The sequence below is a fragment of the Brachybacterium sp. genome (assembly GCF_052095815.1).
Taxonomy (GTDB): Bacteria; Actinomycetota; Actinomycetes; order Actinomycetales; family Dermabacteraceae; genus Brachybacterium.
On record NZ_JBQDLF010000005.1, the window covers coordinates 119,671 to 143,254 of the forward strand.

21 protein-coding genes are annotated in these 23,584 nt (G+C 70.5%); 3 read left to right on the forward strand and 18 right to left on the reverse strand.

All coding sequences use genetic code 11. The annotated features are described in order from the left end of the window. Positions 1 to 99: 99 nt before the first annotated feature. The 13 genes from ACTH43_RS03790 to ACTH43_RS03850 all read right to left on the reverse strand — a co-directional run bounded on the left by ACTH43_RS03790 (position 100) and on the right by ACTH43_RS03850 (position 14,241). On the reverse strand, positions 100 to 342 hold the full coding sequence (locus ACTH43_RS03790; protein WP_345082588.1) for a KH domain-containing protein: 243 nt from the start codon (positions 340 to 342) through the stop codon (positions 100 to 102). A gap of 1 nt (position 343) precedes the next feature. After that, on the reverse strand, positions 344 to 823 hold the full coding sequence (rpsP, locus tag ACTH43_RS03795; RefSeq protein ID WP_441443597.1) for a 30S ribosomal protein S16: 480 nt from the start codon (positions 821 to 823) through the stop codon (positions 344 to 346). A 293-nt stretch (positions 824 to 1,116) separates the two neighbouring features. Continuing rightward, the gene (locus tag ACTH43_RS03800; RefSeq protein WP_441443598.1) at positions 1,117 to 2,229 is read right to left on the reverse strand and encodes an amidohydrolase family protein; all 1,113 of its coding nucleotides are present in this window, start codon (positions 2,227 to 2,229) and stop codon (positions 1,117 to 1,119) included. A 126-nt stretch (positions 2,230 to 2,355) separates the two neighbouring features. Then, positions 2,356 to 3,267, reverse strand: coding sequence for a DUF559 domain-containing protein (locus ACTH43_RS03805; protein ID WP_441443599.1), 912 nt, complete (start codon positions 3,265 to 3,267; stop codon positions 2,356 to 2,358). A 542-nt stretch (positions 3,268 to 3,809) separates the two neighbouring features. Further along, positions 3,810 to 5,420, reverse strand: coding sequence for a signal recognition particle protein (ffh, locus tag ACTH43_RS03810; RefSeq protein ID WP_441443600.1), 1,611 nt, complete (start codon positions 5,418 to 5,420; stop codon positions 3,810 to 3,812). A 176-nt stretch (positions 5,421 to 5,596) separates the two neighbouring features. Next, a complete protein-coding gene (locus ACTH43_RS03815) occupies positions 5,597 to 7,948 on the reverse strand; it encodes an HD domain-containing protein (protein WP_441443601.1) in 2,352 nt (783 codons plus the stop codon). After that, a complete protein-coding gene (locus tag ACTH43_RS03820; RefSeq protein WP_441443602.1) occupies positions 7,938 to 8,276 on the reverse strand; it encodes a P-II family nitrogen regulator in 339 nt (112 codons plus the stop codon). Before ACTH43_RS03820 ends, ACTH43_RS03815 begins: the two co-directional genes overlap by 11 nt. Continuing rightward, positions 8,273 to 9,655, reverse strand: a complete 1,383-nt coding sequence (locus ACTH43_RS03825) for an ammonium transporter (RefSeq protein WP_441443603.1) — start codon at positions 9,653 to 9,655, stop codon at positions 8,273 to 8,275. Before ACTH43_RS03825 ends, ACTH43_RS03820 begins: the two co-directional genes overlap by 4 nt. A 323-nt stretch (positions 9,656 to 9,978) precedes the next feature. Beyond that, positions 9,979 to 11,538 (reverse strand): signal recognition particle-docking protein FtsY, encoded by a 1,560-nt coding sequence (gene ftsY / locus ACTH43_RS03830; protein ID WP_441443604.1) that lies wholly within the window; start codon positions 11,536 to 11,538, stop codon positions 9,979 to 9,981. Positions 11,539 to 11,704: 166 nt separating this feature from the next. After that, the gene (locus tag ACTH43_RS03835) at positions 11,705 to 11,860 is read right to left on the reverse strand and encodes a hypothetical protein (protein ID WP_441443605.1); all 156 of its coding nucleotides are present in this window, start codon (positions 11,858 to 11,860) and stop codon (positions 11,705 to 11,707) included. Positions 11,861 to 11,983: 123 nt separating this feature from the next. Beyond that, positions 11,984 to 12,409: a nucleoside-diphosphate kinase gene (ndk, locus tag ACTH43_RS03840; RefSeq protein ID WP_441443606.1), complete on the reverse strand. Its 426-nt coding sequence runs from the start codon at positions 12,407 to 12,409 to the stop codon at positions 11,984 to 11,986. A gap of 63 nt (positions 12,410 to 12,472) precedes the next feature. After that, a complete protein-coding gene (locus tag ACTH43_RS03845; protein WP_441443607.1) occupies positions 12,473 to 12,889 on the reverse strand; it encodes a DUF4233 domain-containing protein in 417 nt (138 codons plus the stop codon). Positions 12,890 to 12,891: 2 nt separating this feature from the next. After that, positions 12,892 to 14,241 (reverse strand): bifunctional folylpolyglutamate synthase/dihydrofolate synthase, encoded by a 1,350-nt coding sequence (locus ACTH43_RS03850; RefSeq protein WP_441443608.1) that lies wholly within the window; start codon positions 14,239 to 14,241, stop codon positions 12,892 to 12,894. A 391-nt stretch (positions 14,242 to 14,632) separates the two neighbouring features. Here ACTH43_RS03850 and ACTH43_RS03855 point away from each other — a divergent pair, with 391 nt between their 5' ends. Then, entirely contained in the window at positions 14,633 to 15,250 is a 618-nt protein-coding gene (locus ACTH43_RS03855) for a hypothetical protein (RefSeq protein ID WP_441443609.1), read from the forward strand. After that, entirely contained in the window at positions 15,247 to 16,857 is a 1,611-nt protein-coding gene (locus ACTH43_RS03860; protein WP_441443610.1) for a WXG100 family type VII secretion target, read from the forward strand. Before ACTH43_RS03855 ends, ACTH43_RS03860 begins: the two co-directional genes overlap by 4 nt. 52 nt (positions 16,858 to 16,909) lie before the next feature. Here the strand turns inward: ACTH43_RS03860 and ACTH43_RS03865 are convergent, their stop codons facing one another. Together ACTH43_RS03865 and ACTH43_RS03870 are read right to left on the reverse strand one after the other, a co-directional pair. Then, on the reverse strand, positions 16,910 to 17,353 hold the full coding sequence (locus ACTH43_RS03865; RefSeq protein ID WP_441443611.1) for a hypothetical protein: 444 nt from the start codon (positions 17,351 to 17,353) through the stop codon (positions 16,910 to 16,912). Positions 17,354 to 17,409: 56 nt separating this feature from the next. Then, positions 17,410 to 18,834 carry an S-layer homology domain-containing protein gene (locus ACTH43_RS03870; protein WP_441443612.1) on the reverse strand — a complete coding sequence of 475 codons (1,425 nt, stop codon included), beginning with the start codon at positions 18,832 to 18,834 and terminating at the stop codon, positions 17,410 to 17,412. 233 nt (positions 18,835 to 19,067) lie between these two features. Between ACTH43_RS03870 and ACTH43_RS03875 the strand changes: the two genes are divergently transcribed. Beyond that, positions 19,068 to 19,493, forward strand: a complete 426-nt coding sequence (locus tag ACTH43_RS03875; protein ID WP_441443613.1) for a hypothetical protein — start codon at positions 19,068 to 19,070, stop codon at positions 19,491 to 19,493. Positions 19,494 to 19,544: 51 nt separating this feature from the next. On the opposite strand, the gene ACTH43_RS03880 is transcribed toward ACTH43_RS03875, so the two are convergent. The 3 genes from ACTH43_RS03880 to ACTH43_RS03890 form a co-directional block, all read right to left on the reverse strand. Continuing rightward, positions 19,545 to 21,005 carry a hypothetical protein gene (locus ACTH43_RS03880; protein ID WP_441443614.1) on the reverse strand — a complete coding sequence of 487 codons (1,461 nt, stop codon included), beginning with the start codon at positions 21,003 to 21,005 and terminating at the stop codon, positions 19,545 to 19,547. Beyond that, entirely contained in the window at positions 21,002 to 21,778 is a 777-nt protein-coding gene (locus tag ACTH43_RS03885) for a hypothetical protein (RefSeq protein ID WP_441443615.1), read from the reverse strand. Before ACTH43_RS03885 ends, ACTH43_RS03880 begins: the two co-directional genes overlap by 4 nt. Before the next feature lie 207 nt (positions 21,779 to 21,985). Continuing rightward, positions 21,986 to 23,584: class I tRNA ligase family protein (locus ACTH43_RS03890; RefSeq protein WP_441443616.1), on the reverse strand; the 1,599-nt coding region annotated here is incomplete at its 5' end.

The following is a 23,584-nucleotide window of genomic DNA, read 5'->3' on the forward strand; positions in this document are numbered from 1 at the left end:
CCCGCGTGGGCCGCCCGCCCCCGGCACCCCCGGGTGGGGGGCGGCCGGCCCCGCTGGGGCCTATGGCCCCCCCCGCTCCGTGAAGTGGCTCGAGGCAACTCAGCGCCGGTCGACGTCGACGATGTCGACCCGCACATCGTCATCCGACAGGGCTGCGGTGACCGTGCGCAGGGCACGGGCGGTGCGGCCGGACCGTCCGATGACACGGCCGAGGTCGGCGGCGCCGACCCGGACCTCGAGGAGCGGACCGCGTCGCGTGGACTTCTCGGTCACGGCCACGGCCTCCGGGTCATCGACGATGCCCCGGACCAGGTGGTCGAGTGCGTCGGCGCGGGCGCTCATCTCAGGCCTCGTCGGTCGCCGCGGCGTCGGCGTCGGCGGTGGTCTCGCCCTCGGCCGGGGCCTCCTCGGAACCGGCCTCGACCTCTGCGGTCTCGGCGTCCTTCGCGTCCTTGGCCTTCTTCGCGCCCTCGCGGGACTCGGCGGCAGCCTTGTCGGCGTCGGCGATGAGCTCCTCGGCGGTCTTCTTGACCTCGGCGGTCTTCAGGGTGCCGGCGGCGTCGCCCTCGCCCTTGGCCTTCTGCCAGTCGCCGGTGATCTTCAGCAGCGCAGCGACCTGCTCGGTCGGCTGTGCGCCGACGCCGAGCCAGTACTGTGCACGCTCGGACTCGACCTCGATGACCGAGGGATGCTCGGTCGGGTGGTACTTGCCGATCTCCTCGATCACGGCGCCATCGCGCTTCTTGCGCGAGTCGGCGACGACGATGCGGTAGTACGGTGCACGGATCTTGCCCATGCGCTTCAGACGGATCTTGACAGCCACGTGGGTGGACTCCTTCAAAGATGTTCGGGTGAGTCCCGCCGCAGCCTGTGGGGTCATGCGGGCGCTGGCGGTTCTCGGGGTGTCGTGCACAGGCTGGTAGAGGGCCGGTCCATGCACATACAGGGGTTGATTATGCCAGGGATCCGGGTCGACGTTCCACCCCGATCCGTGTGCGCCGGGGCACACGCCTCGCAGCGCGTCACCCGCTGGCGCAGCCGTGCCCGCCCCGGTGCACAGACACGCTGGCCTCGCGCCCGCCGTGGTGCACGGACCTCACCGCCTCGCGCACGACGTCAGGCGACGATCCTGCCGCCCAGCACCACCCGGCTGCGCTCCCGCAACGCGCGGTGGTCCTCACGCGGATCCCGCGGCACCACCAGCAGATCAGCCGGGGCCCCCTCCTCCAGCCCGGGCACATCGAGGAAGCGGCGCGGTGCCCAGGCGGCAGCGTCCAGGATCGTGGCGGCAGTGAGTCCGGCGCGGGCCAGCTCGTCGAGTTCGTCGTGGATGATGCCGTGGCCCAGCACTCCCCCGGCGTCGGTGCCGACCAGCAGCTGCACGCCGGCGTCGTGCGCATCGCGGGTGCGCTCGAACCGGCCCGCCCGCAGGCGACGCATGTGCGCGGCGTAGGCGGGGAACTTCCGCTCCCCCTGGCTCGCATAAGCCTTGAACTCGTCGACGTTCACGAGCGTGGTGACTACGGGCACGCTGGCCTCGGCGGCGCGGGCGATCGTCGCGTCGGTGAGCCCGGTGGCATGCTCGAGGCAGTCGAAGCCTGCGTCGAGGGCGAGCGACAGGGTCGCCTCGTCGAAGGTGTGCGTGGTGATGCGGGCGCCCGCATCATGAGCGGCATCGGCCGCTGCGCGGAAGTCCTCCGCGTCCCAGCACGGGGCCAGGTCGCCGAGGCTGCGGTCGCTCCAGTCCCCCACCAGCTTCACCCACCCGTCGCTGCGGTGCGCCTCGCGAGTCACCGCGGCCGGGAGGGCCTCAGGCTCGACCTCGTCGGCGTAGCCGATCAGGTAGCGGCGGGTGCGGGCGAGGTGTCGGCCGCAGCGGATCAGCCGCGGCAGGTCGCTGTGCTGCTGGAGCGGAGAGGTGTCGATGATCGAACCGGCGTCGCGGATCAGCAGCACGCCGGTGTCGCGGTCCGTGAGCGCCTGCTGACGGGCCTGTTCGAGCGTGGTGCCCCCGCCGCCGTCGGCGATCCCGAGGTGGCAGTGCAGATCCGCGAGGCCGGGGACCGTGAAGCCGTCGAGCGCGAGGACCTCCTCGCCGGCCGGGAGCTCGGGGCGCTCATGATGAATCCGGCCGTCTGCCACCCACGCCTCCGGCAGCTCGCGGTCGGGGCCCAGCAGGACCGGCCCGCGCAGGTGCAGGACCGGGGATGGGCCGACGGGAATGCGCATGATCCGAGGGTATCTGAGCACCGGGGGCCACCTCGGGTCCGGCCATCCTGTCCCGTCCCGTCCCGTCCTGTCCCGTCCTGTCCCGTCCTGTCCGGCCGGGCGAGTGCTTCGTCGGCGCCAGGGGTGTCATCCGGGGCCTCGTCGGCGTTGCAGTGCATCGTCCAGGCGGGCGAAGAAGACCTGCGGCCGACGGTGGTCCGCGACCGTCACCCGGATGACCTTCCACCCCGACTCGTGGAGGACATCGTTCTTGTTGATGTCGTGCTGCCACGCTCTGCGATCGAGGCGGTGATCCTCGCTGTCGTACTCGATCGCGATCCTCTTCTCCGGGTAGGCGAGATCGATGAAGTACTCGATCCCCGTGGACGCTTCGACGACGGGGTGGTTCAGCGCGGGCTCCGGGTACCCGTGCCGCAGCAGCTGCAGTCTCACCTTGGTCTCCATCGGGGACCACGAGCGCTCACGCACGTGCGGGAGCGCGCTCCGCAGCGCCGGGGCGCCCCGGCCACGCAGCTCCTCGACGATCTCTGCCATCTCAGCCATGCGGACCCGACGTTTCGCGCCGAAGCGATCGGTCGCCAGTGCGTCGAGCGCCACGACGAGATCCACCGGCCGCAGGCGCGCGGCGATGTCTTGCAGGGCGAGGAGCGGATGGACCATCGGCAGACCCTTATGGGAGATCTCCCGCTGAGCGAGAGCCGCGTGCACCACGACCAGCGATCCCGCCGTCGCGCCGGTGCCGCCCGGCCCCCTGCAGTGCAGAGCGGACCCGCCCACGAGGGTGAGCGGCACAGGCAGCGGCACGCCGAGGATCTCGGCCGCGGTCTGGTGGCTGAGCACCGCCCCCGGCCGGACGTGCGTCACGAAGAACCGGGCGAGCCCCTCCAAGGCCAGCTCGGCATCGGAGCGGGCCCACCATCCGGGGAGCACCCGGCGCATGGCGTGCGAGGCGAGGTCACGCCGATGCATACCGTCCTCGAGCAGGCGCGCACGGCTGTAGAAGACGCCCCTGCGCAGGTCCTCGGGTCGAAGTGACATTGCTCGAGCGTAAAGAGGAGAGGACCGGCCTGGGCCGGGCTCACCCCCCGCTGTGGATGATGCACGGCTGTGGAGGAAGAGACAGGTGCTGGGGCCAGGTCGAGAGTGGCTTCGAGAGTCTCAGACCGGCCCGCCGGGGAAGAACGTGCCACTCTCCTGGAACCTTTCGGCCCGTGGGCGGGAGTGGACCAGCGGCGGACCCGGGCGTGGGCCCGCGGCGGACCTGGGCTTGGGCCTGCGGCGGACCTGGGCGCGGGCCCGAGAAGGGGTCGATCCAGGCAAGGCCCAGCCAGATGAAGAAACGTGCCAGATTCCTGGAACCTTTCGGCACGTGGCGGGCGCCGGGCTTGGCCAGGCGAAGATAAGTGCCGGATTGCTGGAACTTTTTGGCCCGCGGCGGGGCCAGAAAACCGCAGGCCCTTGTCGGGGGTCGGGCCCCGGCCGGGCTTGGTCAGATGAAGAAAGGTGCCAGTCTCCTGGCACCTTTCTTCATCTGGCCACGTCGACCCCAGCAGCCACGCCGAGCCCGGCAGCCGCGGCAGTCACTTGCCGCCGAACAGCTTCTGCATCTCCGGGGGGAGCTGATTGGGGTCGAAGTCGGAGAGATCCGGCTGGCCGGCCTGCTGGGCTCCTCCACCGGCGCCGCCGCCGAAGGCCGATCCGCCCTGGCCACCGGGACCGCCGCCTGCTGCGGCCCGCTTCGCGGCCTCGGCCTGCTCGCGTGCAGCCTTGGCGGGGTTCTTGGACTTGCCCTTCTTGAGCTGCTTCTGCGGGGCCTGCTTGCCGCGGGACTTCTTGCCCATCCCCATGCCGGGGCCGCCGGGCATCCCGGGCATGCCACCGCCGGCCATGCCCTTGCCCATCGTCTTCATCATCTGCTGGGCCTGCTTGAACCGCTCCAGCAGCTGATTGATCTGCTGCACGCTGGTGCCGGAGCCCTTGGCGATGCGGTTGCGGCGCGAGCCGTTGATGAGCTTGGGGTCGTTGCGCTCCTGCGGCGTCATCGAGCGGATGATCGCCTCGACCTTGCCGATCTCTCCCTCGTCGAAGTTGTCCAGCGCCTCGCGGTACTGGCCCATGTTCGGCAGCATGCCGAGCATCTTCTTGATGCTGCCCATGTTCTTGAGCTGCTGCATCTGGGAGAGGAAGTCGTCGAGCGTGAAGTCCTCGCCGGAGGCCAGCTTCGCGGCGGCCTTCTCCGCTTCCTCGTGGTCGAAGGCCTTCTCCGCCTGCTCGATCAGGGTGAGCACATCACCCATATCGAGGATGCGGTTAGCCATGCGGTCCGGGTGGAAGCGCTCGAACTCGTCGAGGCTCTCACCGGTGGAGGCGAACAGGATCGGGCGCTGGGTCACGCCGGTGATCGACAGCGCCGCGCCGCCACGGGCGTCGCCGTCGAGCTTGGAGAGCACCACGCCGGTGAAGCCGACGCCATCGCGGAAGGCCTCGGCGACGCGGGCGGCGTCCTGACCGATCATCGCGTCGACCACGAACAGGGTCTCGTGAGGATTGACGGCGTCGCGGATGTTCCGCGCCTGCTCCATCATCTCCTCGTCGATGCCGAGACGGCCCGCGGTGTCGACGATGACCACGTCATGCTGCTGGAACTGGGCGGTGGAGACGCCGTTCATCGCCACCAGCACCGGGTCTCCCACGCCGTTGCCCGGCTCGGGGGCGAAGACCGGCACCCCGGCCCGCTCGCCGACGACCTGCAGCTGGGTCACGGCATTGGGGCGCTGCAGATCAGCGGCGACCAGCAGCGGAGTGTGGCCCTCGGACTTCATCCACTTCGCGAGCTTGCCGGCGAGGGTGGTCTTGCCAGCGCCCTGCAGGCCGGCGAGCATGATGACCGTGGGCGGGTTCTTCGCCCAGTGCAGCTCACCGGTGGCCCCGCCGAGCACCTCGACCAGCTCGTCGTTGACGATCTTGACGACCTGCTGGGCAGGGTTCAGAGCCTTGGAGACCTCTTCGCCGAGCGCGCGCTCGCGGACGCGCCCGGTGAACTCGCGCACCACCGAGACGGCGACGTCGGCGTCGAGCAGGGCACGACGGATCTCGCGGATCGTCTTGTCGACGTCCGCTTCGGTGAGGCGGCCATGGCCGCGCAGACCCTTCAGCGACGCTGTGATGCGATCGGAGAGGTTGTTGAACACGAAGCGCTTCCCCTTGGTCGAATGGACCGCCTCAGTGTAGTGCGCCCGGCGCCGCCGCCCCAGGATGCGCGGTCAGGCCCACAGGAGAGAACCGCCACCCTGACCGTCCCGGCCCGGCGGCGGGTCCCGGCCCGGCGGCGGGTCATGATCCGGCGACGTCCCGACCGCGCGACCGCTCAGGTGCCCGCGGCCTCCATCAGCGCCGCGACGATCCGGCCGACCGTGGGCGGGTCCAGCGCTCTCCCGTGCTGGTCGGTCAGGTACAGCACGTCGACCGCACGCCGGCCCAGGGTCATCACGTGGGCGCTGCGCACCTGGATGCGGTGGTCGGCGATCACCCCGGCGACGTCGGCCAGCAGGCTGGGGCGGTTGCGCGCGTTGACCTGCACCACGGTGGCCTCCCGGGAGGCCCCCGGCAGCAGCGTCACCACCGGGGTGTCCTCGGTGGTGCGGGGCGGCGGGGCGGGCGGCAGCTCGAGGACCCGGGCGTCGGCCCGGTCGCGGTGGGCGAGCTCGCGATCCAGTGCGGTGCGCAGCACGGAAGGGTGAGGGAGCTCCGACGGAGCACCGGCCACCCACCAGGTGTTCACGGCGACGCCGTCCATGGTCATCACCACCGCGCTGTGCACGTCCAGCCGCAGCCGCACCAGCACCCGCGCCATGGCGGCGAAGACCCCGGCGCCGTCAGGGGCACCCAGGCAGATCTGGGAGATCGGCTCGTCCTCGAGGTGCGCCGGGTAGAGCACCTGAGCACCACCGGCGCGCAGCACAGCGGCCCGCACCGCCTCCTGCGCGGGTCGCTGCGGGGCCAGCCGGGTGCGCGGAGCGGCGGCGGTGCCGCTGAGGGCGTCGCGGGCCACTGCTGTGAGGTGCTCGACGAGGTCCGCGCGCCAGGTCGACCAGGCCGACGGGCCGGCCGCGATGGCATCGGCCGCGGTGAGGGCACGGAGGATCTCGAGACCCTCGAGGCTCTCATCGACCGCGCTCAGCAGCTCGCGCAGGGTGGTGGGATCGGCGAGGTCGCGGCCGGTGGAGAGCTCGATCAGGGTGAGATGCTCCCGCACCAGGACCCCCACCAGTCGGGCGTCGTCCCGGTCGAAGCCGAGGTGGCGGGCGGCCTTCTCGGCCAGCGGCGCACCCTCGGCGGCGTGGTCGCGGCTGCCGGGCCGCTTTCCGAGGTCGTGCAGCAGGGCGGTGACCAGCAGCAGGTCGGGGCGGCTGACCCGGGACAGGAACCGCTGCGCCTCGAGCACGGTCTCGACCTGGTGGCGGTCCACCGTGAAGCGGTGCACGGCCGAGCGCTGCGGGCGGTTGCGGATCTCGGCCCATCCCGGCACCCACCGCTCGAAGATGCCCTTCACGTCGAGCGCTTCGTAGACCTCGGCGAAGTGCTCCCCCGCCAGTGCGTCGACCAGAACGTCCCGCTGGGCGGGCAGCAGCGGCGCGGCGGTGCCCTGGGCCATGCGGGCGAGCGTGGCGTCGGCCAACGGAAGGCCGGTGGTGGCGGCGTGGCGGACCGCGGCCATGTCGCGCAGCAGGTCGCGGGAGTCCGGGTCGACGGAGACCTCGCCGGCCTGGACCAGCACGCCGTGGGGCAGCCGGGTCAGGGCAGGACGGCGCTCGGCGCCCTGCCCACGGGTGGCGGCGCCGCCGGGGGCGATCGCGGCCTCGGCGGCGCGGACGGCTCGGTGCAGCTCCCAGGTCACGGCGCGGGCGGCCTCGGCGAGCACGGCGTGGTGGTCATCGGCGTTCGGGTAGCCGGTGAGCGCTGCGACCGCGTCCTGGTCCGCCCGGCCCAGGCGGGTGCCGGAGGATCCCGTGACGGCCTGCAGCGCGTCGCGCGCGTCGCGCAGGGTGCGGGAGGCGTCATCGACCACCTCGTGGTCGTGATCGGCCAGCCAGCTCTCGGCGAGGGCGCGGATGACGGTGATGTCCCGCAGGCCGCCGCGGTCGGACTTCAGGTTCGGCTCGGAGGAATGCGCGAGGGATCCGCGGCGGCGGACGCGGTCGGTCGCGAGGTCGACCAGCTCCCCCACCCGGCGCCGGGCCTCACTACGCCACTGGCTGCGCAGGCGCCTCGCGGTGTCCTCGACGAGCTCCGCATCACCCGCGACCACCCTCAGGTCCAGCAGGGAGATCGCGGCCCGCAGGTCCTTCCGGGCGACCTCCTCGCACTCGGCGGGGCTGCGCACCGAGTGATCGAGCGAGGTGCCCGAATCCCAGATCGGATACCACAGCGCGCTCGCGAGCCGGGCCGCCTCCGGCTGGTCGACCCGTTCGGGATCCAGCAGCAGCACCAGGTCGAGGTCGCTGCCGGGACCGAGCGAGCGCCGTCCCAGAGAGCCGATGGCGGCCAGCGCCGCCCCGGTGCCGGACGCGGGGGCGCCGGCCCGCTCCCACAGCTCGCGCAGCCAGTCGTCCACGAGATCGGACTGGGCGAGACGACGGGAGGGGCCGGCAGCGGGATCCGCGAAGCCCTCGTGGAGCACCTGGGAGATCCGGCGGGAGGAGAGCGCCTCAGAGGGCATCCGCCCCCCGTTCACCGGTGCGGACTCGCACCAGGGTGCCGACCTCGGTGGTCCAGACCTTGCCGTCCCCGATCCGCCCGGTGCGGGCGCCGGCGACGATCAGGTCGATGATCGCGGGCTCGTCGATGATCTCGGCGAGCACCTCGAGCTTGATCTTCGGGATGGTGTCGATCGTGTACTCGGCGCCGCGGTAGACCTCGGTGTGGCCGCCCTGGCGACCGTAGCCGGCGACCTCGGTGACGGTGATCCCGCTGACCCCGTACTCGCGCAGGGAGTCTGTGACCGCCTGCAGCGCGTGCGGCTGGATGATCGCGGTGATGAGCTTCATCGAGTCTCTCCTGTGGTGACCGGGGTGGGGTCCGCCTCGACCGAGGGGGCGGCGAGGGGCGTCGGGGCCGGGTTGCGGGGTTCCGCAACCTCCGTCCCGGCGAAGGGGACGGGGGCGGGACGGTCACGGCGGGAGGACAGCGCTCCGGCGAGATCGTATCCGGACTCGGCGTGCTGGGTGATGTCGATACCCGCGCGCTCGTCCGCCTCGGGCACCCGCCAGCCCATCGTGTACTTGAGCACCAGGGCGATGGCGAGGGTGAGCACCCCCGAGATGGCCATCGCGGCGAGTGCCACGAGGATCTGCACCAGCAGCAGGCTCACGCCGCCGCCGAACAGCAGTCCGCCGTCGGCCGCGAGGACGCCGATGCCGATGGTGCCGACGAGGCCGCCCACCAGGTGGACGCCGACCACGTCGAGGGAGTCGTCGATCCCGAAGCGGTACTTGAGGCCGACGGCGAGGGCGCAGGCGAGGCCTGCGACCAGGCCCAGCACGATCGAGGTGAGCGGGGTGAGCGCGGCGGCGGCGGGTGTGATCGCGACCAGGCCCGCGACCACTCCGGAGGCCATGCCGAGGGAGGTGATGTGCTGGTCGCGGATCCGCTCCACGAGCGCCCAGCCGAGCATCGCCCCGGCGGTCGCGACGGTGGTGTTGACCCAGGCGAGGCCCGCGGTGGCGTCGGCCGTGCCGGCGGAGCCGCCGTTGAAGCCGAACCATCCGAACCACAGCAGGGCAGCGCCGAGCATGACCAGCGGCAGGTTGTGCGGCTTCATCGCCTCCTTGCCGAAGCCCTTACGGACGCCGACCACGAGCGCGAGCACCAGACCGGCGACGCCGGCGTTGATGTGGACGACGGTGCCGCCGGCGAAGTCGATCGGCTCGGCGATCGCAGCGAAGGGGCCGTCACCGCTGAGCAGTCCGCCGCCCCAGACCATGTGGGCCAGGGGTGCGTACACGATGAGCACCCAGATCGCGGCGAACACCATCCAGGTCCCGAGCTTGACGCGATCGGCGATGGCACCGGAGATCAGCGCGGTGGAGATGATCGCGAAGGTCATCTGGAAGCCGGCCGCCACCAGGAAGGGCACGCCGCTGCCGCCGAGCAGCGACTGCTCGTCGGTGCCTGCCAGGCCCAGGTGGTCCAGCGGGTTGCCGAAGAGGCCGCCGATGTCGGTGCCGAAGGCGATCGAATAGCCGGCGAGGGTCCAGGCCACGGCCACCACGGCAATGGCGCTGAAGGACATCAGCATCATGTTCAGCACGGTGCGGGCACGGACCATGCCGCCGTAGAACAGGGACAGGCCTGGCGTCATGAGCAGCACCAGAGCGGCGCTGGTGAGAATCCAGGCGGTCGCTCCGGTGTCGAGGACGAAGGGCATGGCAGCTCCTGGGAGTGAGGAGGACCGGTCCCGGGACGAGTACCTCGACCCCGGGCCGAACGGCCGTGCGGGCCGTGGCCTCATCGTGCTGCCGGGGCTGATGAGCGCCTAGGCCGGAAGGTCGCCGTGACCGTTCCGTGACCCACCGTCCCGCGCGCTGGACAGGGCCGAGCACGACGGACCCCCGCCGCGAGCGACGGGGGTCCGAGAGGAGGAGCCTTCCGGGCCGGTGCCCAGGCCACGGGCAGCGTGCACAGGCCACGGGCAGCCTGCTCAGGTGACGGTCGACGTGCTCAGCCCTCGAGCAGTCAGCCTTCGAGCAGTCAGTCTTCGAGCAGAGCGTCGACGAAGCCGTAGGCGTCGAAGGGCGTGAGGTCGTCCATGCCCTCCCCGAGGCCCACCATCTTCACCGGGACGCCGATCTCGCGCTGCACGTTGACGACGATCCCGCCCTTGGCGGTGCCGTCGAGCTTGGTGAGCACGAGGCCGGTGATGTTGACCGCCTCGGAGAACACTCGCGCCTGCTGCATGCCGTTCTGGCCGGTGGTGGCGTCGATGACCAGGAGCACCTCGGCGACGTGATCGCCGTGCAGGCCCTTCTCGGCCACCCGCCGCACTTTGCCCAGCTCGTCCATCAGCCCCTTCTTGTTCTGGAGGCGGCCGGCGGTGTCGATGATGACCACATCGACACCCTGGGCGATCCCCTCCTTGACCGCGTCGAAGGCGACGGCGGCGGGATCCGCGCCGTCCCGGTCCGAGCGCACGGTGTCCACGCCCACGCGCGAGCCCCAGGTCTGGAGCTGGTCGGCGGCCGCGGCGCGGAAGGTGTCCGCCGCGCCCAGCACGACGGTGCGACCGGCGGCGACCAGGACCCGGGCGAGCTTGCCGACGGTGGTGGTCTTGCCGGTGCCGTTGACCCCGACCATGAGCATCACCGAGGGCACCTCGGTGCCGTCCGGTGCAGTGCGTCGGGTGGCGGCCAGGCGGCGGTCCAGGTCCGGGTCCACCAGGGCCACGAGCTCCTCACGGAGCACCTCGCGCACCGCGGCGGCATCGTCGGTGCCGAGCACCTGGATGCGGCGGCGGAGGTTCTCGAGCATCTCGTCGGTGGCGTCCGGGCCGAGGTCTGCCAGCAGCAGCGTCTCCTCGATCTCGTCCCAGGTGTCTTCGTCCACGCTGCTGCCGCGGGTGAGCAGGGTGAGGATGCCGCGACCCAGGGCGCCGGAGCGGGAGAGCCGCTCGCGCAGGCGCACCATGCGGTCGGCCGGGGCCTCGGGGGTGTCGAGGGCCGGGGTGGCGGACGTGCCCTGCACCGGGGTCGCGGTCTCGCCCGCTGCCGGGGCTGCCGGCGTCTCCGCCTCTGCAGGGTCCACGGCCGGGCCTGCAGGGTCCGTCGAAGGCGCGACGTCAGCGTCGGTGGACGTCGTGCCAGTCCTGCTGGAGGTTTCAGCGGTGCGGGAGGCAGCAGCGGCAGGCGGCTCGTCGATGGCCGAAGGTGCGGGGGCGTTCTCCTGGTCGAAGGGAACATCCGCCGGTGCGGTGGACTCCGGAGCGCTCGCAGGGGTTGCGGCATGGGACTCGGAGGTCGAGCCCGGGGCCGCGGCAGGCGCAGGTGGCGTGGCCTGAGAGTCCTGTGCAGCGGGCTTCGTGGGAGCCGGTGACAGGGTGTCGGCCCAGGTCGGCGCGGCAGGCCGCTCCTTGACCGCGGTGGCGGTGCGGGAGGGCTGGGTATCGCTGCCATGGCCGGTGGGGTCCTGCGAGGCGGTGTCGTCCGAGGACTTCTTCCGCCCGCGGCTGCGGATATAGGCCCAGGCGCCGGCGCCGAGCACGAGCACGCCTCCGCCGCCGCCAGCGATCAGTGCGAGTAGGGCATCGGGATCCACGGGTCACCTCCGAGGTCGGGGAAGCCGACGAAGCGGCGAGGACAGCCGCCAGTCTAGGCCGCGAGCATCGGGCACCCTGGACAGTGATCTCCCAGGGACGCCTCCGCACTGCTGTGCGTCCCGGCGAGCCCCGGTGCTGACTGCGATTCAGCGCGCCGACGGGTGCTCACCGACGTGTGCGGGAGCTGTGCCGGGGGTCGCTCTCCTGCTGGTCATGCTTCGCGCGGCTCTTCAGATGCGGCAGTGCGACCACGATCAGGATCCCTGCGGCGAGCAGCACGGCAAGCACCAGAAAAAGGATGACGACGAAGGGCAGTTCCATGCTCGTCATTGTGCACGCCGCAGCGGGGGCGGAGCGGGACCGCGGGATGCGGCGCGCCTCACCCTCGCCGTGGCGTGCGGGTCCTGCGGTGCAGAGAGCCGGAGAGGTCCAGCTCAGGGAGGCTCAGCCCAGCTCGGGGAACCAGATCGCGATCTCGCGGGCCGCGGACTCCTCGGAGTCCGAGCCGTGGACGAGGTTCTGGATGACGGGGAGATCCCATTCGCGGGCGAGGTCGCCACGGATGGTGCCGGGGGCTGCCTCGGTGGGGTTGGTGGCACCGGCCAACGAGCGGAATCCGGGGATCGCGCCCTCCCCCTCCACAACGATGGCGACCAGCGGGGCGGAGCCCATGTAATCGACGAGCCCGGGATAGAAGGGCTTGCCCTCATGCTCGGCGTAGTGCGAGGAGAGCTCCTCCGCGGTGGCGGAGCGCTGGGTGAGGGCGAGGATGTCGTAGCCCTTGGCCTCGATGCGGCGGATGATCTCCCCGCGCAGGCTGCGCTGAACGGCATCGGGCTTGAGCAGGACGAGTGTGCGCTGTGCGGTCATGGCACCAGGGTACCCACGAGCGGGACCGTCGAAGTGCGGAGCAGCTCCGTGGGGCCGGGACGGTCAGGAGGTGGGGCCGTCCGGTTCCCGGGAACGGGCCGCCCACACTTCGGCGTCGACCGTGTCCTTCTCGCCGTCCAGCTGGTGGCCCTTGAAAATGCCATAGGCGTACAGCGCTGCGAACAGGATGCCCACCACCCACATCGCGGTCACCTGGATCCCGAGCAGGATGACCGGCAGCTGCAGCACCAGCCCCAGCCAGTACGGCCAGGCACCACGCCGGAGCAGCCCGGAGCAGAGCACCAGGAGGAGCATGGCCAGCAGGCTCCAGGTCCAGGTGAGCAGCCGGTCCCCGGGAGCGAGCTGGTGGGCAACGAGCGCGGCGAAGAACACCACGAAGGCCTCGATGACGAGGAGCGTCGAGGCGATCATCCGCTGTGCGCCATGGGGGCGCGCGGAGGGGGTGAGATCGAGGTCCATCGTCACTCCTCTCCCGGCGCGCCGAGCAGCTCTCGCACCTCGGCGACGAGCGTCACCGACCCGGCCACCACCACGCCTCCGAACTGGTCTCCGTCCATCTCCGCGAGATCCACGGCGGCCTGGATCGCATCCGGCAGGCTGCCCTGCTCGAAAACGCGGTCCTCGTCGTCGAAGATGTCGCGGGCGAGATCCGCGAGCTGGTCGGCGGGGAGCGCCCGCGGGGAGCTCGACTGGGTGATCACCACAGCGTCCAGCAGCGGTTCGAGCACGTCGAGGATCCCGGCGGCGTCCTTCTCCTGCAGGATCCCGATGAGTCCGATGGTGCGGGTGAAGCGGAAGTTCTCCCGGACCGTCTCGACCAGCGACAGCGCTCCCGCCGGGTTGTGGGCGGCGTCCAGCAGGATCGTCGGCGCCTGCCGCACCACCTCAGCGCGGCCCGGCGAGGTGACGCTCGACAGCGCGGCGCTGAGCAGCTGCCCGTCCAGGGCGGTGCTGCCGTCCCCGAGCAGCGCCTCCGCGGCAGCCACCGCGAGCAGGGCGTTGCGGGCCTGGTGCTCACCGAGCAGCGTGAGGAAGAGATCCTCGTACCGGCCCGCGATGCCCTGGAGGGTCAGCATCTGGCCACCGACCCCCGGGGTGTGGGAGAGCACGCCGATCTGCTGGTCCTCGATGGCCGCCTCCGCGCCCAGTTCGCCGATCCGTGCCCGCAGCACATCGGCGGCGTCCTCATAGGGCTGGGAGGCGATGATCGCGGTGGCCTCCGCGGTGAGGATGCCTGCCTTCTCCCCCGCGATCTCGGCGATGGTCTCCCCGAGGTACTCCTGATGGTCCAGGGAGATCGGGGTGATCACGGCGACGTCGGAGGTAACCACGCCGGTCGCGTCCCAGGTGCCGCCGAGGCCGGTCTCCACCACGGCGACGTCGACCGGCGCCGAGGCGAAGGCCTGGAAGGACATGACGGTCAGATATTCGAAGTACGTCAGCGGCGGGCCTCCTGCGGCCTCCGACTCTGCATCGACGATCGCAGCGAAGGGCTCGACATCGCGATAGGCCTGGAGGAAGCCCTCCTCGTCTATCGAGGCTCCGTCGATCGCGATCCGCTCGACGGGAGAGCGCAGGTGGGGGCTGGTGGTGCGCCCGGTCCGCAGACCGGCCTCGCGCAGGATCCGCTCGAGGATCCGAGCGGTGGTGGTCTTCCCGTTGGTGCCGGCGATGCGGATGGAGCGGTACGAGTTCTGCGGGTCCCCCATCAGCTCCATCACCCGGGTGATGCGGCTGAGGTCCGGCTCGATCTGGTTCTCGGGCGCGCGCTCGAGCAGCGCCGCGTAGACCTCCCGCACTGCGGGCGACATGGCCTGACGGGATGGCCCCTGGCGGGGAGATTTCTGCACAGCGGCTCCTGCGGGGACGAGGGGTGAACGGGCGTCGTTCAGTGTACGAGGCAGGGCTGGGACCGTTCCTCCCCACCGGGTGCCGGTCCACAGGAAGAGTGCTGCCCGTCACCGGCATGCGGCCCCGCTCATAGCCTCAGCAGCAGGACCGGCGGCCGACGGGGTCGCGCCGGAGACGAGGAGGGGTGCGATGACCGAGGTGATCGCGACCGTGGAGCACGCTTCGCAATGGGCGCGCAGGGGAACGGGACCGGAGGCATCCTGGAATCCGGTGTATCGAGCGCTGGCCGAAGGCTCTGCACCGACTCCACTGCCACCAGCGGACCTCCCTGACGGCGCGAGCCTCGAGCTCATGCAGAGACAGCTCACGGCCTCTGCGCTGCTGGTCGTGGCGGTGACGGACGGGCAGCGGACGCGACGGCTGCGGATCGGTGTGGATCCCGCTGCCACGACCGTCGAACAGGCAGATCCGGACCAGCCCTCGCGGTGGTCCGAGCTCAGCATCCAGGACGTGCCCGCGAGGGTCATCCGGCTGCTCGAGGAGTCCGGGGTGGACCTGGACCCCGCCGAGCTGTCGATCGTGCGCGGCACCCACGCGCTCCGCCTCACCCCGGTGCAGAGCCGCATGGCCTACGCCGCACTCACCCGGGGCGCCCCTCCCGAGGGGGCGTTCGCCGCGATCCCGGATCTCGACGACACCCTGCGGGATGCGCTGACTGCGACCGGCCCGCGCATCTCCCTCGCCCTGACCCTCCACGATCCGAGAGGGCTGGTGACAGAGCGACCGGTGACCTGGTCCAGGCTCTGGGTGACCGGGCAGAAGGGCCTGTGTCGCCTGGACCAGCCCTCGGGCCCTTCCCTGGCCGTCCATCCGGTGGGTGGTGGCGACGTGCTCGGCACCCTCCTCCCACTTCTCGAGGAGGGCCTGCGATTCGCCGGCGCCTGCGCCGGGTCAGGCAGCGCGCGATGAACACCTTCTGGGGGATGGACACCGCGCAGCTGCGCGGTCACGCCGAGCACCTGCGCACGGCCTCCGACGAGGTCGAGGGCCTCACCGCTCGCCTCGGGAGCACAGTGCAGGGGGCGCCATGGACGGGCTCCGATGCGGAGGCGTTCCGGGCTCGCTGGATGACACTGGCCGCGAGTCGGCTGGAAGAGATGTGCGGCGAGCTCCTGGCCCTGGGCGATGACGCGCTCCACGAGGCGGATCAGCAGGACGTCGCCTCGAGCCCGGACGGCGCCACCGCTGTCCCGGATGCCGCCGCTGACCCGGATGCTCCGACGGATCCGAGCATCTCCGCGATTCCACCCGGGGACGCCTCGGGGACGAGCGGCGGGCACCTCCGCGAGGGCGGTCCCTGGATCCCGGAGTGGCTCGAGATCCCTGTCGACGGAGCGGCCTCGGGGCCGGCGGGCAGGGTCTCCGACGGAATCGGCTGGAGCGTCACCACCGGGATGGACCTGCTCGGCGACGGTCTGGATCGGCTCGGGGTGCGCACGGAGGGGTTCGCACAGTTCCAGCGGGACGCCGGCCACTTCGGGGAGATCCTCGAGGACTGGGCCACCGGCGAGCGGGTGCCGACCATCGCCGAGGTCGCCGCCGCAGGCCTGGTCACCGCAGGATCCGCCGGCACCGGAGTCTTCGAGGCCCTCACCGGCCAGGACACCCCGTTCCTGGATGACCGGCCCGGCGGCATCGTCGAGTCGGTGACCGTCGATGCGGGCCCGGCGCAGAGCCCTCAGACCCTGCAGGAGCTGGTCGAGCAGAACGATGCGGTGCGCATCGACAACCCGGGCGGTCCGCTGGAGCACGGGCAGATCGGCATTCAGGAGGTGCGCGGCCTCGAGGGCGGGGAGCCGGCGTTCATCATCCAGATCCCGCCCACCGAAGGAGCGAGCGTCCTGGATGCCCCCGGCGCCTACGGCGCGCAGGGGAACTCCCGCGACTGGGGATCGAATCTGCGCCTGGTCTCCGGCCAGCATCCGGCCGCGATGGATGACGTCCGGGCCGCGTTGGAGGCCGCCGGGGTGCCGCCGGGTGCGGAGGTGATGATCGTCGGCCACTCCCAGGGTGGCATCGTCGCGAATCATCTCTCCGCCGATCCCACCTTCAACAGCGCCTCCGGACAGCCGGGCACCTACGACGTGACGCACACCTTCTCGGTGGGCTCGCCGGTGCAGACAGTCGTCCCCGCGCAGCTGTCGACGCAGTCGGTGAACGTGAACCACGAGAGCACGATCGGGACCGGCGGGGCCAGCGGGGACCTGATCGCGGCGCTCGACCTGAACGGTGCGCAGGTCGACGGCGGGACCCTGGTGGCGGAGAACCGGCACGAGGTATCGCTGCCGGGCTATCCGGTCTCCTCGCTCCATCCCGTCACCGTGCTCGAGTCGAACCATGATTCGATGAGCCCGGGCGGTGGCGCCGAGGGTGGGTACTCAGGCAGCGTGGGCCGAGCCACCGCCAGCGATCCCACGCTCTCCGCGCTGCAGGAGGACCTCACGGGGAGGTATCTCGGGGAAGGGACCTACGTCGCACAGTCCCAGGTCGTGACGGTGGGGCGCGGCGCGCTGTGAGCGCCCCGTGCGGAGGCCCGAGCGGAACGCCGGTCGCCCAGCCATCCCGTGCTCAGCTCAGTCCGTACTTCTCGTAGAACGACTCGGCCGTCACCCGATCCCGTCGTGGATTCGGGATCGACAGGTCGGGGAGAAGATCCAGCGGGGTCAGCTCCTCCCCGCCATCGAGTGCTGCGGTGATCCCCCCGACCCTGAGGCTGCGAGCCTCCGGATCGTCGAGCTCTGCATGGATGACCGTCACGACCTCGCGCATCACCTGGTCGAAGAGCACGAGGCCACTGTCACGGTCCTCCGCCTCCAGGGAGACGGTGCCGCGCAGGAGGCGCTCGAAGTTCGCGCCATCGGCCATCTCGAGCTCCACTGCGGAGACGCCCTCGACCCCGGCCGCGGCCTCCTCTGCCGCGGCGAGGAGATTCCTGCGCCCGAACCCGCACCCGCCCAGCAGCAGTGCCGTCGCGGCAGCGGCCCCGCCCAGAACTCCACGTCTGCTCACCATGCTCATCCCCTCGTCGGAAGGTTCAGCCCTGAGCATGTCATGCACGGTGCCCGGAGTCAGTCGATCGTCATCCGGTAGATGAACGCCGCCATCGCATCCCGGTTGATCGACTGCAGCGGCCGGTAGGTCCCATCGGACCAGCCGGTGGTGATGCGCTCGTCCTCCGCCCAGGCGATCTCCTTGTAGAACAGCGAGCTGCGCGGCACATCCGTGAATGGAGACGTGCGCGGAGGCGTGAAGGCAGGCTCCCCGGCGGAACGGTAGAGGAACGCCGCCATCGCATCCCGGTTCACGGGCTGCAGGGGACGGAAGGTCCCATCGGACCATCCGGTGGTGATCCCCTCGGACTCGGCCCAGGCGATCTCGTTGAAGAACTGCGAGCTGCGCGGCACATCCTTGAAAGGAGACGTGCGCGGAGGCGTGAAGGCAGGCTCCCCGGCGGCGCGATAGAGGAAGGCGACCATCGCGTCGCGGGCGATCGGCTGCAGCGGTCGGTAGGTGCCGTCGGCCCAGCCGGTGGAGAGCTCCGTGTGCTTCATCCATGCGATCTCGGTGAAGAAGATCGAGCTGCCGTAGGGCACATCGGTGAACGGTGCGGCAGGGTCCTTCCCCCAGGGTGCTGTGATCGGGTAGCGGTCCTCAGGGGCGCCGGTCGGCGAGCCGAACCACAGCGAGAAGGTGCGGAAGAAGTTGCGGTTGCCGTAGGTCGCACAGACATCGTCGGGGACCGCGCCGGCACCTGCGGCGAGGGTGGCCTCGGTGGGGGTGAACGGAGTGTAGTTGTACAGCGCTGCCGTCGCCCGGTTGAAGATCTTCACCTCGCCGTAGCCGCAGAACTCAAAAGGGCTGTACTGGATGTCGTAGGTCCGCCCCGCCTGGTAGCGATAACCACGGGCAGGGTCGCCGTACTCCTGCAGGCGGGAGATGCCGTGGTAGATCTGGTGGACGAAACCACCGAACGCCGGATCGCAGGCCTGGAAGTCGGGGCAGCGGAAGCCGAGCGCCTTCTCCAGCTGCGTCGGCGTCGCATTCCGGGTGGTGATCAGTCCCTGCTCCTTCTGGAGCATCACGAGGATCACCTGCGGGTTCACGTCGCAGGCCTGGGCCACATCGGTGATGATCCTGCCTGCGGTGGCGTTGTTGGCCGCCGGGATCGCGGCGCAGTAGGCGGTGGCCGCTCGCTGCGGCGTGTCCGCCGTCAGATTCTTCAGGCAGTCAGCGCCATCGGTGCCGTCGACGCAGTTCGCCCCCTGCGCGTCGAGGAAGGAGTCGACTCCTGCACGGTCCATCGCGGTGGAGTCGAACATCCGGGTATCGGTGATGAGGAAGCCCGGAGAGAAACCGCCGAGCCCGGGCGGTGGCGTCTCGGCCCGGGCTCCTGGGGAGCCGGCGAGCACGGAACCCGCGAGCACGAAGAGGGAGACGGCGAGCAGCAGGACGCGGAATCCATGGGTGCGCTCGGGTGATGGTGGCGCTGTCACCGGACCTGCCGACGCCGCGGATGAGGGAAATGGCAGGGGGGCGGGGCGAACCATCACGATCTCCGATGTCCAAGGATCCCGAGGAGTGGATCCTCCGCTCAGGATAGGTCCGGAAAACCCGCTTGGAAAGCTGTGATGACCAGCTGATACCGACTTGCAATGCGCCGCCTTCCGCGCTCATCTTCGAGCACGAGAGGTACCGTGGTGCTCCGCGGGCGACACCGAGAGGATCGATGCAGATGAACCGCCGGATCGCACTGACTGGAGGCGCTATGGGCCTGGTTTCGATACTCACCGGCTGCGGGCTGCTCCGCCCCGGCACGCAGACTGTCGAAGACGCCATCAAGAGCGCACCAGCAGTCACCGGCGCAGACATCAACTTCGGTCCCGGAGGCGGGCTGGGTTCGCTGATCTCCGGCAGCATCACGCTCGACGTCGCTGCAGATCAGCTACACGACGCCTTCGACGAGGCCTGGGGCCTCGGCGTCGAGGTCCTGCACCGCAAATATGACGGCGACCGCGGGATCCGGGTCGCCAAAGTCGCCGGAACGGGCTCCGATGGCTCCGAGATCACCGCGACCGACCTGGTGCGGGATGATCTCGGTGAGTCGAGGTCCGCCACCCTGGGCCACTTCTACGATCGCTACGGAATCAGCTGATCCCCGCGGATCAGGGCGTGGCGCTCCTGTCCCGCCTCCGAGCACCGCAGATCACTGCGAGCGCCTGACGTCGACCACGACGTCCTCTCCCATAGAGGTTCCCTCCCCGAAATACTTCCCCCGCATCCGCTCGTCCTTCGCTGCGAGCGCGGGATCGTCGCCGTTGTTCCGCACCGTCCCGTAGTACGCGGAATCCGGATCGTAGGCGGTGTCGCCCTTGTTCCACAGCACGGAGTCGTGCGCCTGGTGCTCGTCGCTGTCCGGAGTGAAGCCGTCCGACGGCCCCGGAGTTCCGAAGGTAACGTCGCGGACGTTGGGCGCTGGGTTTCCATCCGGATGGGAATGCGAGCCCCCTTCAAGGTCGAGGGTGGGGACGAAGTCCCCTTTGTTGCCGGCCTCCTCGACGTGCTGGACGTTGAGCACGTCGGTCCTCGGGTCCGCCGGGGTGTAGGTCTGCACCGGGGAGCCCACTGAGAAGATGTCGGTGACCTGGTAGCTCCCGCCGTTGAAGGAGGGATCATCGGCGAGCTGCGCGGCGACGAGACCTCCCTGCGAATGACCGACGAACGCGATCTCGGAGCCCTCCGGGATCCCGGCCTCCCGCATCGCCTCCTTCACGGCATTCGCTCCTGCGTTCTCCATACCTGCCATCGCATAGAGGTTGTTGTCCCAACCGAACGGCTGCCCCTGCTCGTTCCATCCGTCGAGCGTGGCATCCACATCCGGGATCTTCGTATCGTGGCCCAACACCTTGTGGTTCTTGATCATCGGCGCGCCCTGGGTCGGAGGGACATGGACGATGTAGCGCTCGACGCCGTCGGCGCCTGTGACCGTCTGGATGCGGATCTGCGCCTCATCCATGGGGTCGTATTCTCGCGGAGGTTCGGTGCCGGGGATCGTCCGCCGGCTCTCATCGTTGTCGAGCACGAGGTCCTCGAGGTTCTCCGGGGCTTCGCTGCCGGTGATCTCGCGTGAACCGAGGACTTCCACCTCCGAGGGGTGATCGAGCTTCTCGTCCTCGACGAGCATCTCGACGACGTCCTCGGCGAAGATCTCCGCCCATGGCCGGTCCGGATCAGCGGCGTCGCCGAAGGTGTCGTGGAACCGGTCTCGGAACCAGTCCTCGACGTCCTCGACCCTGTCCTGGAACCAGTCCTCGACCTCCTCGGCCCGGTCCCGGAACCACCCCCCGACATCCTCGGCCCGCTCCCAGAGCCACTCCCCAGCATCGTCGAAGAGGCTCGCGAGGTGGTCCCCTGCCTCCTCTCCGGAGACCCGATCCTGCTCCTCTGCTTCTCCGCGCAGCTCTGCGGCGTGCTCGGTCAGCAGCGTCTCGAGGCGCGCGAGGCCGGGTGCGGCATCGCTCGTCCAGGTCGAGACGAAGTCATCACGGTCCGGGCCTGCCCAGGACGTGCCCCGGACGATGCCATCGAGGCGCTGCTGCAGGCTGCTGATCTGCTCGGCACCGGTTGCGCAGCGGTCTGCCTGTGCGCGGACCTCCTCGGGGATCATGCCGTAGAAGGTCGTGCCACGACCTCCTTGCCGAACGCCAGCCCGGCGCCTTCTTCCAGGAGGGGCAGCACGGTGGCGAGCACGTCGCCCTCGGCGACCTGATGGAGGGCGTCGCTGAAGCCGTCCTCACCGTCGGCGCTGTACAGGCCGTGGGCGCCGACGTTCCATCGTCGCAGCAGGTGGAACCGCAGCATCGGAGTGTGCGGAGTCGGGGGGACGTGCATGCAGATGTCGAACGTGGCCCGTTCGCGATCGCTCAGGAGGGCGTCGCGCAGCGGTGCGCTGAGATCGGTCTGCGCGTCGATGGCCTCATGTGCCGGGATCCCGTCGGCGACGCGCGCCGCGATCGCCCGCCGTTGCTCGGCGGTGAGGGTGAGGGCGTTGTGCGGGCCCCGCGTCGTCATCTGCGGTGCGGCGGCGAGCCGTGAGGACGAGGAGAGCAGCGTGAGCACCAGGTCGGGGATCACCTCGAAGGGGGCGTCCCACCATTCGTACGGGTCGTCCCCGATCCGGGTCAGCGCGATCGCACCGGCGGTGTCCAGGACGACGCGCAGCTCTTCCCTGCCCTCCGGGGTCGTGGCGGTGAGCGCGATGACCACAGGGGCGATCAAAGCGCGCTGGGCGAGCCGCTGCTCCGCCGGGGCCAGGTCGGGTCGCTGCAGCGCGGCGCCGTCGAGGTGCGGCAGCCAGGCGGGATTGATCCGCCGTGGTTCGCGCAGTCGGGCGAAGGCGGCGCTGAGCGCCGGTTCGAGGTGGGAGCGAAAACGTGTCATGAAGGTCCCCTGAGCTCATAGTGCACGCCGACGTCGATGCCGTCACGCTATCCAGGAGGGCCTGCTCTGCGCGATGGGGAGAAGTGCCCACCTCGGCGGATTGCCGCACCCCCGATCGCGCTCTCCGGCCCCGCGGCCGGGTCCAGCAGCGCAGCGGCCCCAGACCGGTCTGATCCGGTCTGGGGCCGCTCGAGGACGGAGGCAGTCTCAGGCGCGGGTCACGGATACCGTGACAGTTCCGCCGGAGACCTTCTCGCTCGCTGCGTGCGCACCCTCGGCCGGTCCGGCCGGGACAGAGACCTCGAGCGCGAGCACCTCACCGACGACCAGCTCCCGGTGCGCGGCGACGGCGGCGGTCACGGACTGATCACCGTCCACGGTGAGACGGATCCGGTCGGAGACCTCGAGGCCTGCCTCGCGGCGGGCCGACTGGATCGCGCGGACCACGTCACGGGCAACTCCCTCAGCCTCGAGCTCCGCGGTGACCCGGGTGTCGAGCGCGATGAAGTCCCCGCCGCGCAGCACGCCGACTGCCCGGCCCTCCATAGCCGCAGTCTCACCGGCGACCAGGTCCAGCGAGTACTCGCCCTCGGCGAGCTCGATGCCGCCGGAGATGACCACGCCGTTCTCGTCGGCGGACCAGTCGCCCGTCTTGGAGCCCTTGATGACCGTCTGCACCTGCTTGCCCAGGCGCGGCCCGGCGGCGCGGGCGTTGACGCTGAGCCGCTGCTCGACGCCCATGCCCTGCGCCTCCTCGCTCGCCACGTCCAGCAGGCGCACTGCCTTGACGTTGAGCTCGTCGGAGAGGAGAGCCGTGAATGCCTCGAGGGTGCTCGGGTTGTGGTGGACCACGGTGAGCTCGGCGAGCGGCAGGCGGGCCCGCAGCTGTCCCTTCTTGCGCAGGGAGTTGCCCACGCTCGCGATGGCGCGGACGTCGTCCATCTGCCCGACCAGCTCCGGGTCGCGGGGGAACAGCTCCGCATCGGGCCAGTCGGTCAGGTGCACGGACCGCCCGCCGGTGAGCTGCTTCCAGATCTCCTCGGTGACCATCGGCAGCAGCGGCGCCGCCACCTGGCAGAGGGTCGTGAGGCACGTGGAGAGCACGTCGATCGCCTGTTCGTCGCCCTCCCAGAACCGGTCGCGGGAACGGCGCACGTACCAGTTGGTGAGCATGTCGAGGTAGTCCTGGATCAGCTCGGCGGCGTCCGCGATCGCGAGCGCGGTCATCGCCTCCTTCACCTCCCGCACCAGGTCACCGGTGCGGGCCAACAGGTAGCGGTCCATGACGTCGGTGGAGTCGAAGCGGGTCTGCCCGCGGTAGCCCGTCGGCTTCCCGGAGGCGTCCTTCTCGCCTGCCGCGTTGGCGTACAGCCCCAGGAAGTACCAGACGTTCCACAGCGGCAGCACCATCTGACGGGTGGCATCGCGGATCTTCGGCTCATCGACCACGAGATTGCCGCCGCGCAGGATCGGCGAGCTCATGAGGAACCAGCGCATCGCGTCGGCCCCGTATTTGTCGAACATCTCGCGCACGTCGGGATAGTTGCCCAGCGACTTGGACATCTTCTGCCCGTCCTCGCCGAGCACGATGCCGTGGCAGATCACCGAGGTGAACGCCGGACGGTCGAAGAGCGCGGTGGAGAGCACGTGCATGACGTAGAACCAGCCGCGGGTCTGCCCGATGTACTCCACGATGAAGTCCGCGGGGTTGTGGGACTCGAACCGCTCGGTGTTCTCGAAGGGGTAGTGCATCTGCGCGAACGGCATCGAGCCGGAGTCGAACCAGACGTCGAAGATCTCCTCGAC

What these genes read in the sequence shown, in the direction of transcription:
- ACTH43_RS03790 (WP_345082588.1), bottom strand. Translation starts at nt 342, where the DNA reads ATGAGCGCCCGCGCCGACGCACTCGACCACCTGGTCCGGGGCATCGTC.
- ACTH43_RS03800 (WP_441443598.1), bottom strand. Translation starts at nt 2,229, where the DNA reads ATGCGCATTCCCGTCGGCCCATCCCCGGTCCTGCACCTGCGCGGGCCG.
- ACTH43_RS03805 (WP_441443599.1), bottom strand. Translation starts at nt 3,267, where the DNA reads ATGTCACTTCGACCCGAGGACCTGCGCAGGGGCGTCTTCTACAGCCGT.
- ACTH43_RS03815 (WP_441443601.1), bottom strand. Translation starts at nt 7,948, where the DNA reads ATGCCCTCTGAGGCGCTCTCCTCCCGCCGGATCTCCCAGGTGCTCCAC.
- ACTH43_RS03820 (WP_441443602.1), bottom strand. Translation starts at nt 8,276, where the DNA reads ATGAAGCTCATCACCGCGATCATCCAGCCGCACGCGCTGCAGGCGGTC.
- ACTH43_RS03825 (WP_441443603.1), bottom strand. Translation starts at nt 9,655, where the DNA reads ATGCCCTTCGTCCTCGACACCGGAGCGACCGCCTGGATTCTCACCAGC.
- ACTH43_RS03835 (WP_441443605.1), bottom strand. Translation starts at nt 11,860, where the DNA reads ATGGAACTGCCCTTCGTCGTCATCCTTTTTCTGGTGCTTGCCGTGCTG.
- ndk (WP_441443606.1), bottom strand. Translation starts at nt 12,409, where the DNA reads ATGACCGCACAGCGCACACTCGTCCTGCTCAAGCCCGATGCCGTTCAG.
- ACTH43_RS03845 (WP_441443607.1), bottom strand. Translation starts at nt 12,889, where the DNA reads ATGGACCTCGATCTCACCCCCTCCGCGCGCCCCCATGGCGCACAGCGG.
- ACTH43_RS03850 (WP_441443608.1), bottom strand. Translation starts at nt 14,241, where the DNA reads ATGTCGCCCGCAGTGCGGGAGGTCTACGCGGCGCTGCTCGAGCGCGCG.
- ACTH43_RS03855 (WP_441443609.1), top strand. Translation starts at nt 14,633, where the DNA reads ATGCAGAGACAGCTCACGGCCTCTGCGCTGCTGGTCGTGGCGGTGACG.
- ACTH43_RS03860 (WP_441443610.1), top strand. Translation starts at nt 15,247, where the DNA reads ATGAACACCTTCTGGGGGATGGACACCGCGCAGCTGCGCGGTCACGCC.
- ACTH43_RS03865 (WP_441443611.1), bottom strand. Translation starts at nt 17,353, where the DNA reads ATGGTGAGCAGACGTGGAGTTCTGGGCGGGGCCGCTGCCGCGACGGCA.
- ACTH43_RS03875 (WP_441443613.1), top strand. Translation starts at nt 19,068, where the DNA reads ATGCAGATGAACCGCCGGATCGCACTGACTGGAGGCGCTATGGGCCTG.
- ACTH43_RS03880 (WP_441443614.1), bottom strand. Translation starts at nt 21,005, where the DNA reads ATGATCCCCGAGGAGGTCCGCGCACAGGCAGACCGCTGCGCAACCGGT.
- ACTH43_RS03885 (WP_441443615.1), bottom strand. Translation starts at nt 21,778, where the DNA reads ATGACACGTTTTCGCTCCCACCTCGAACCGGCGCTCAGCGCCGCCTTC.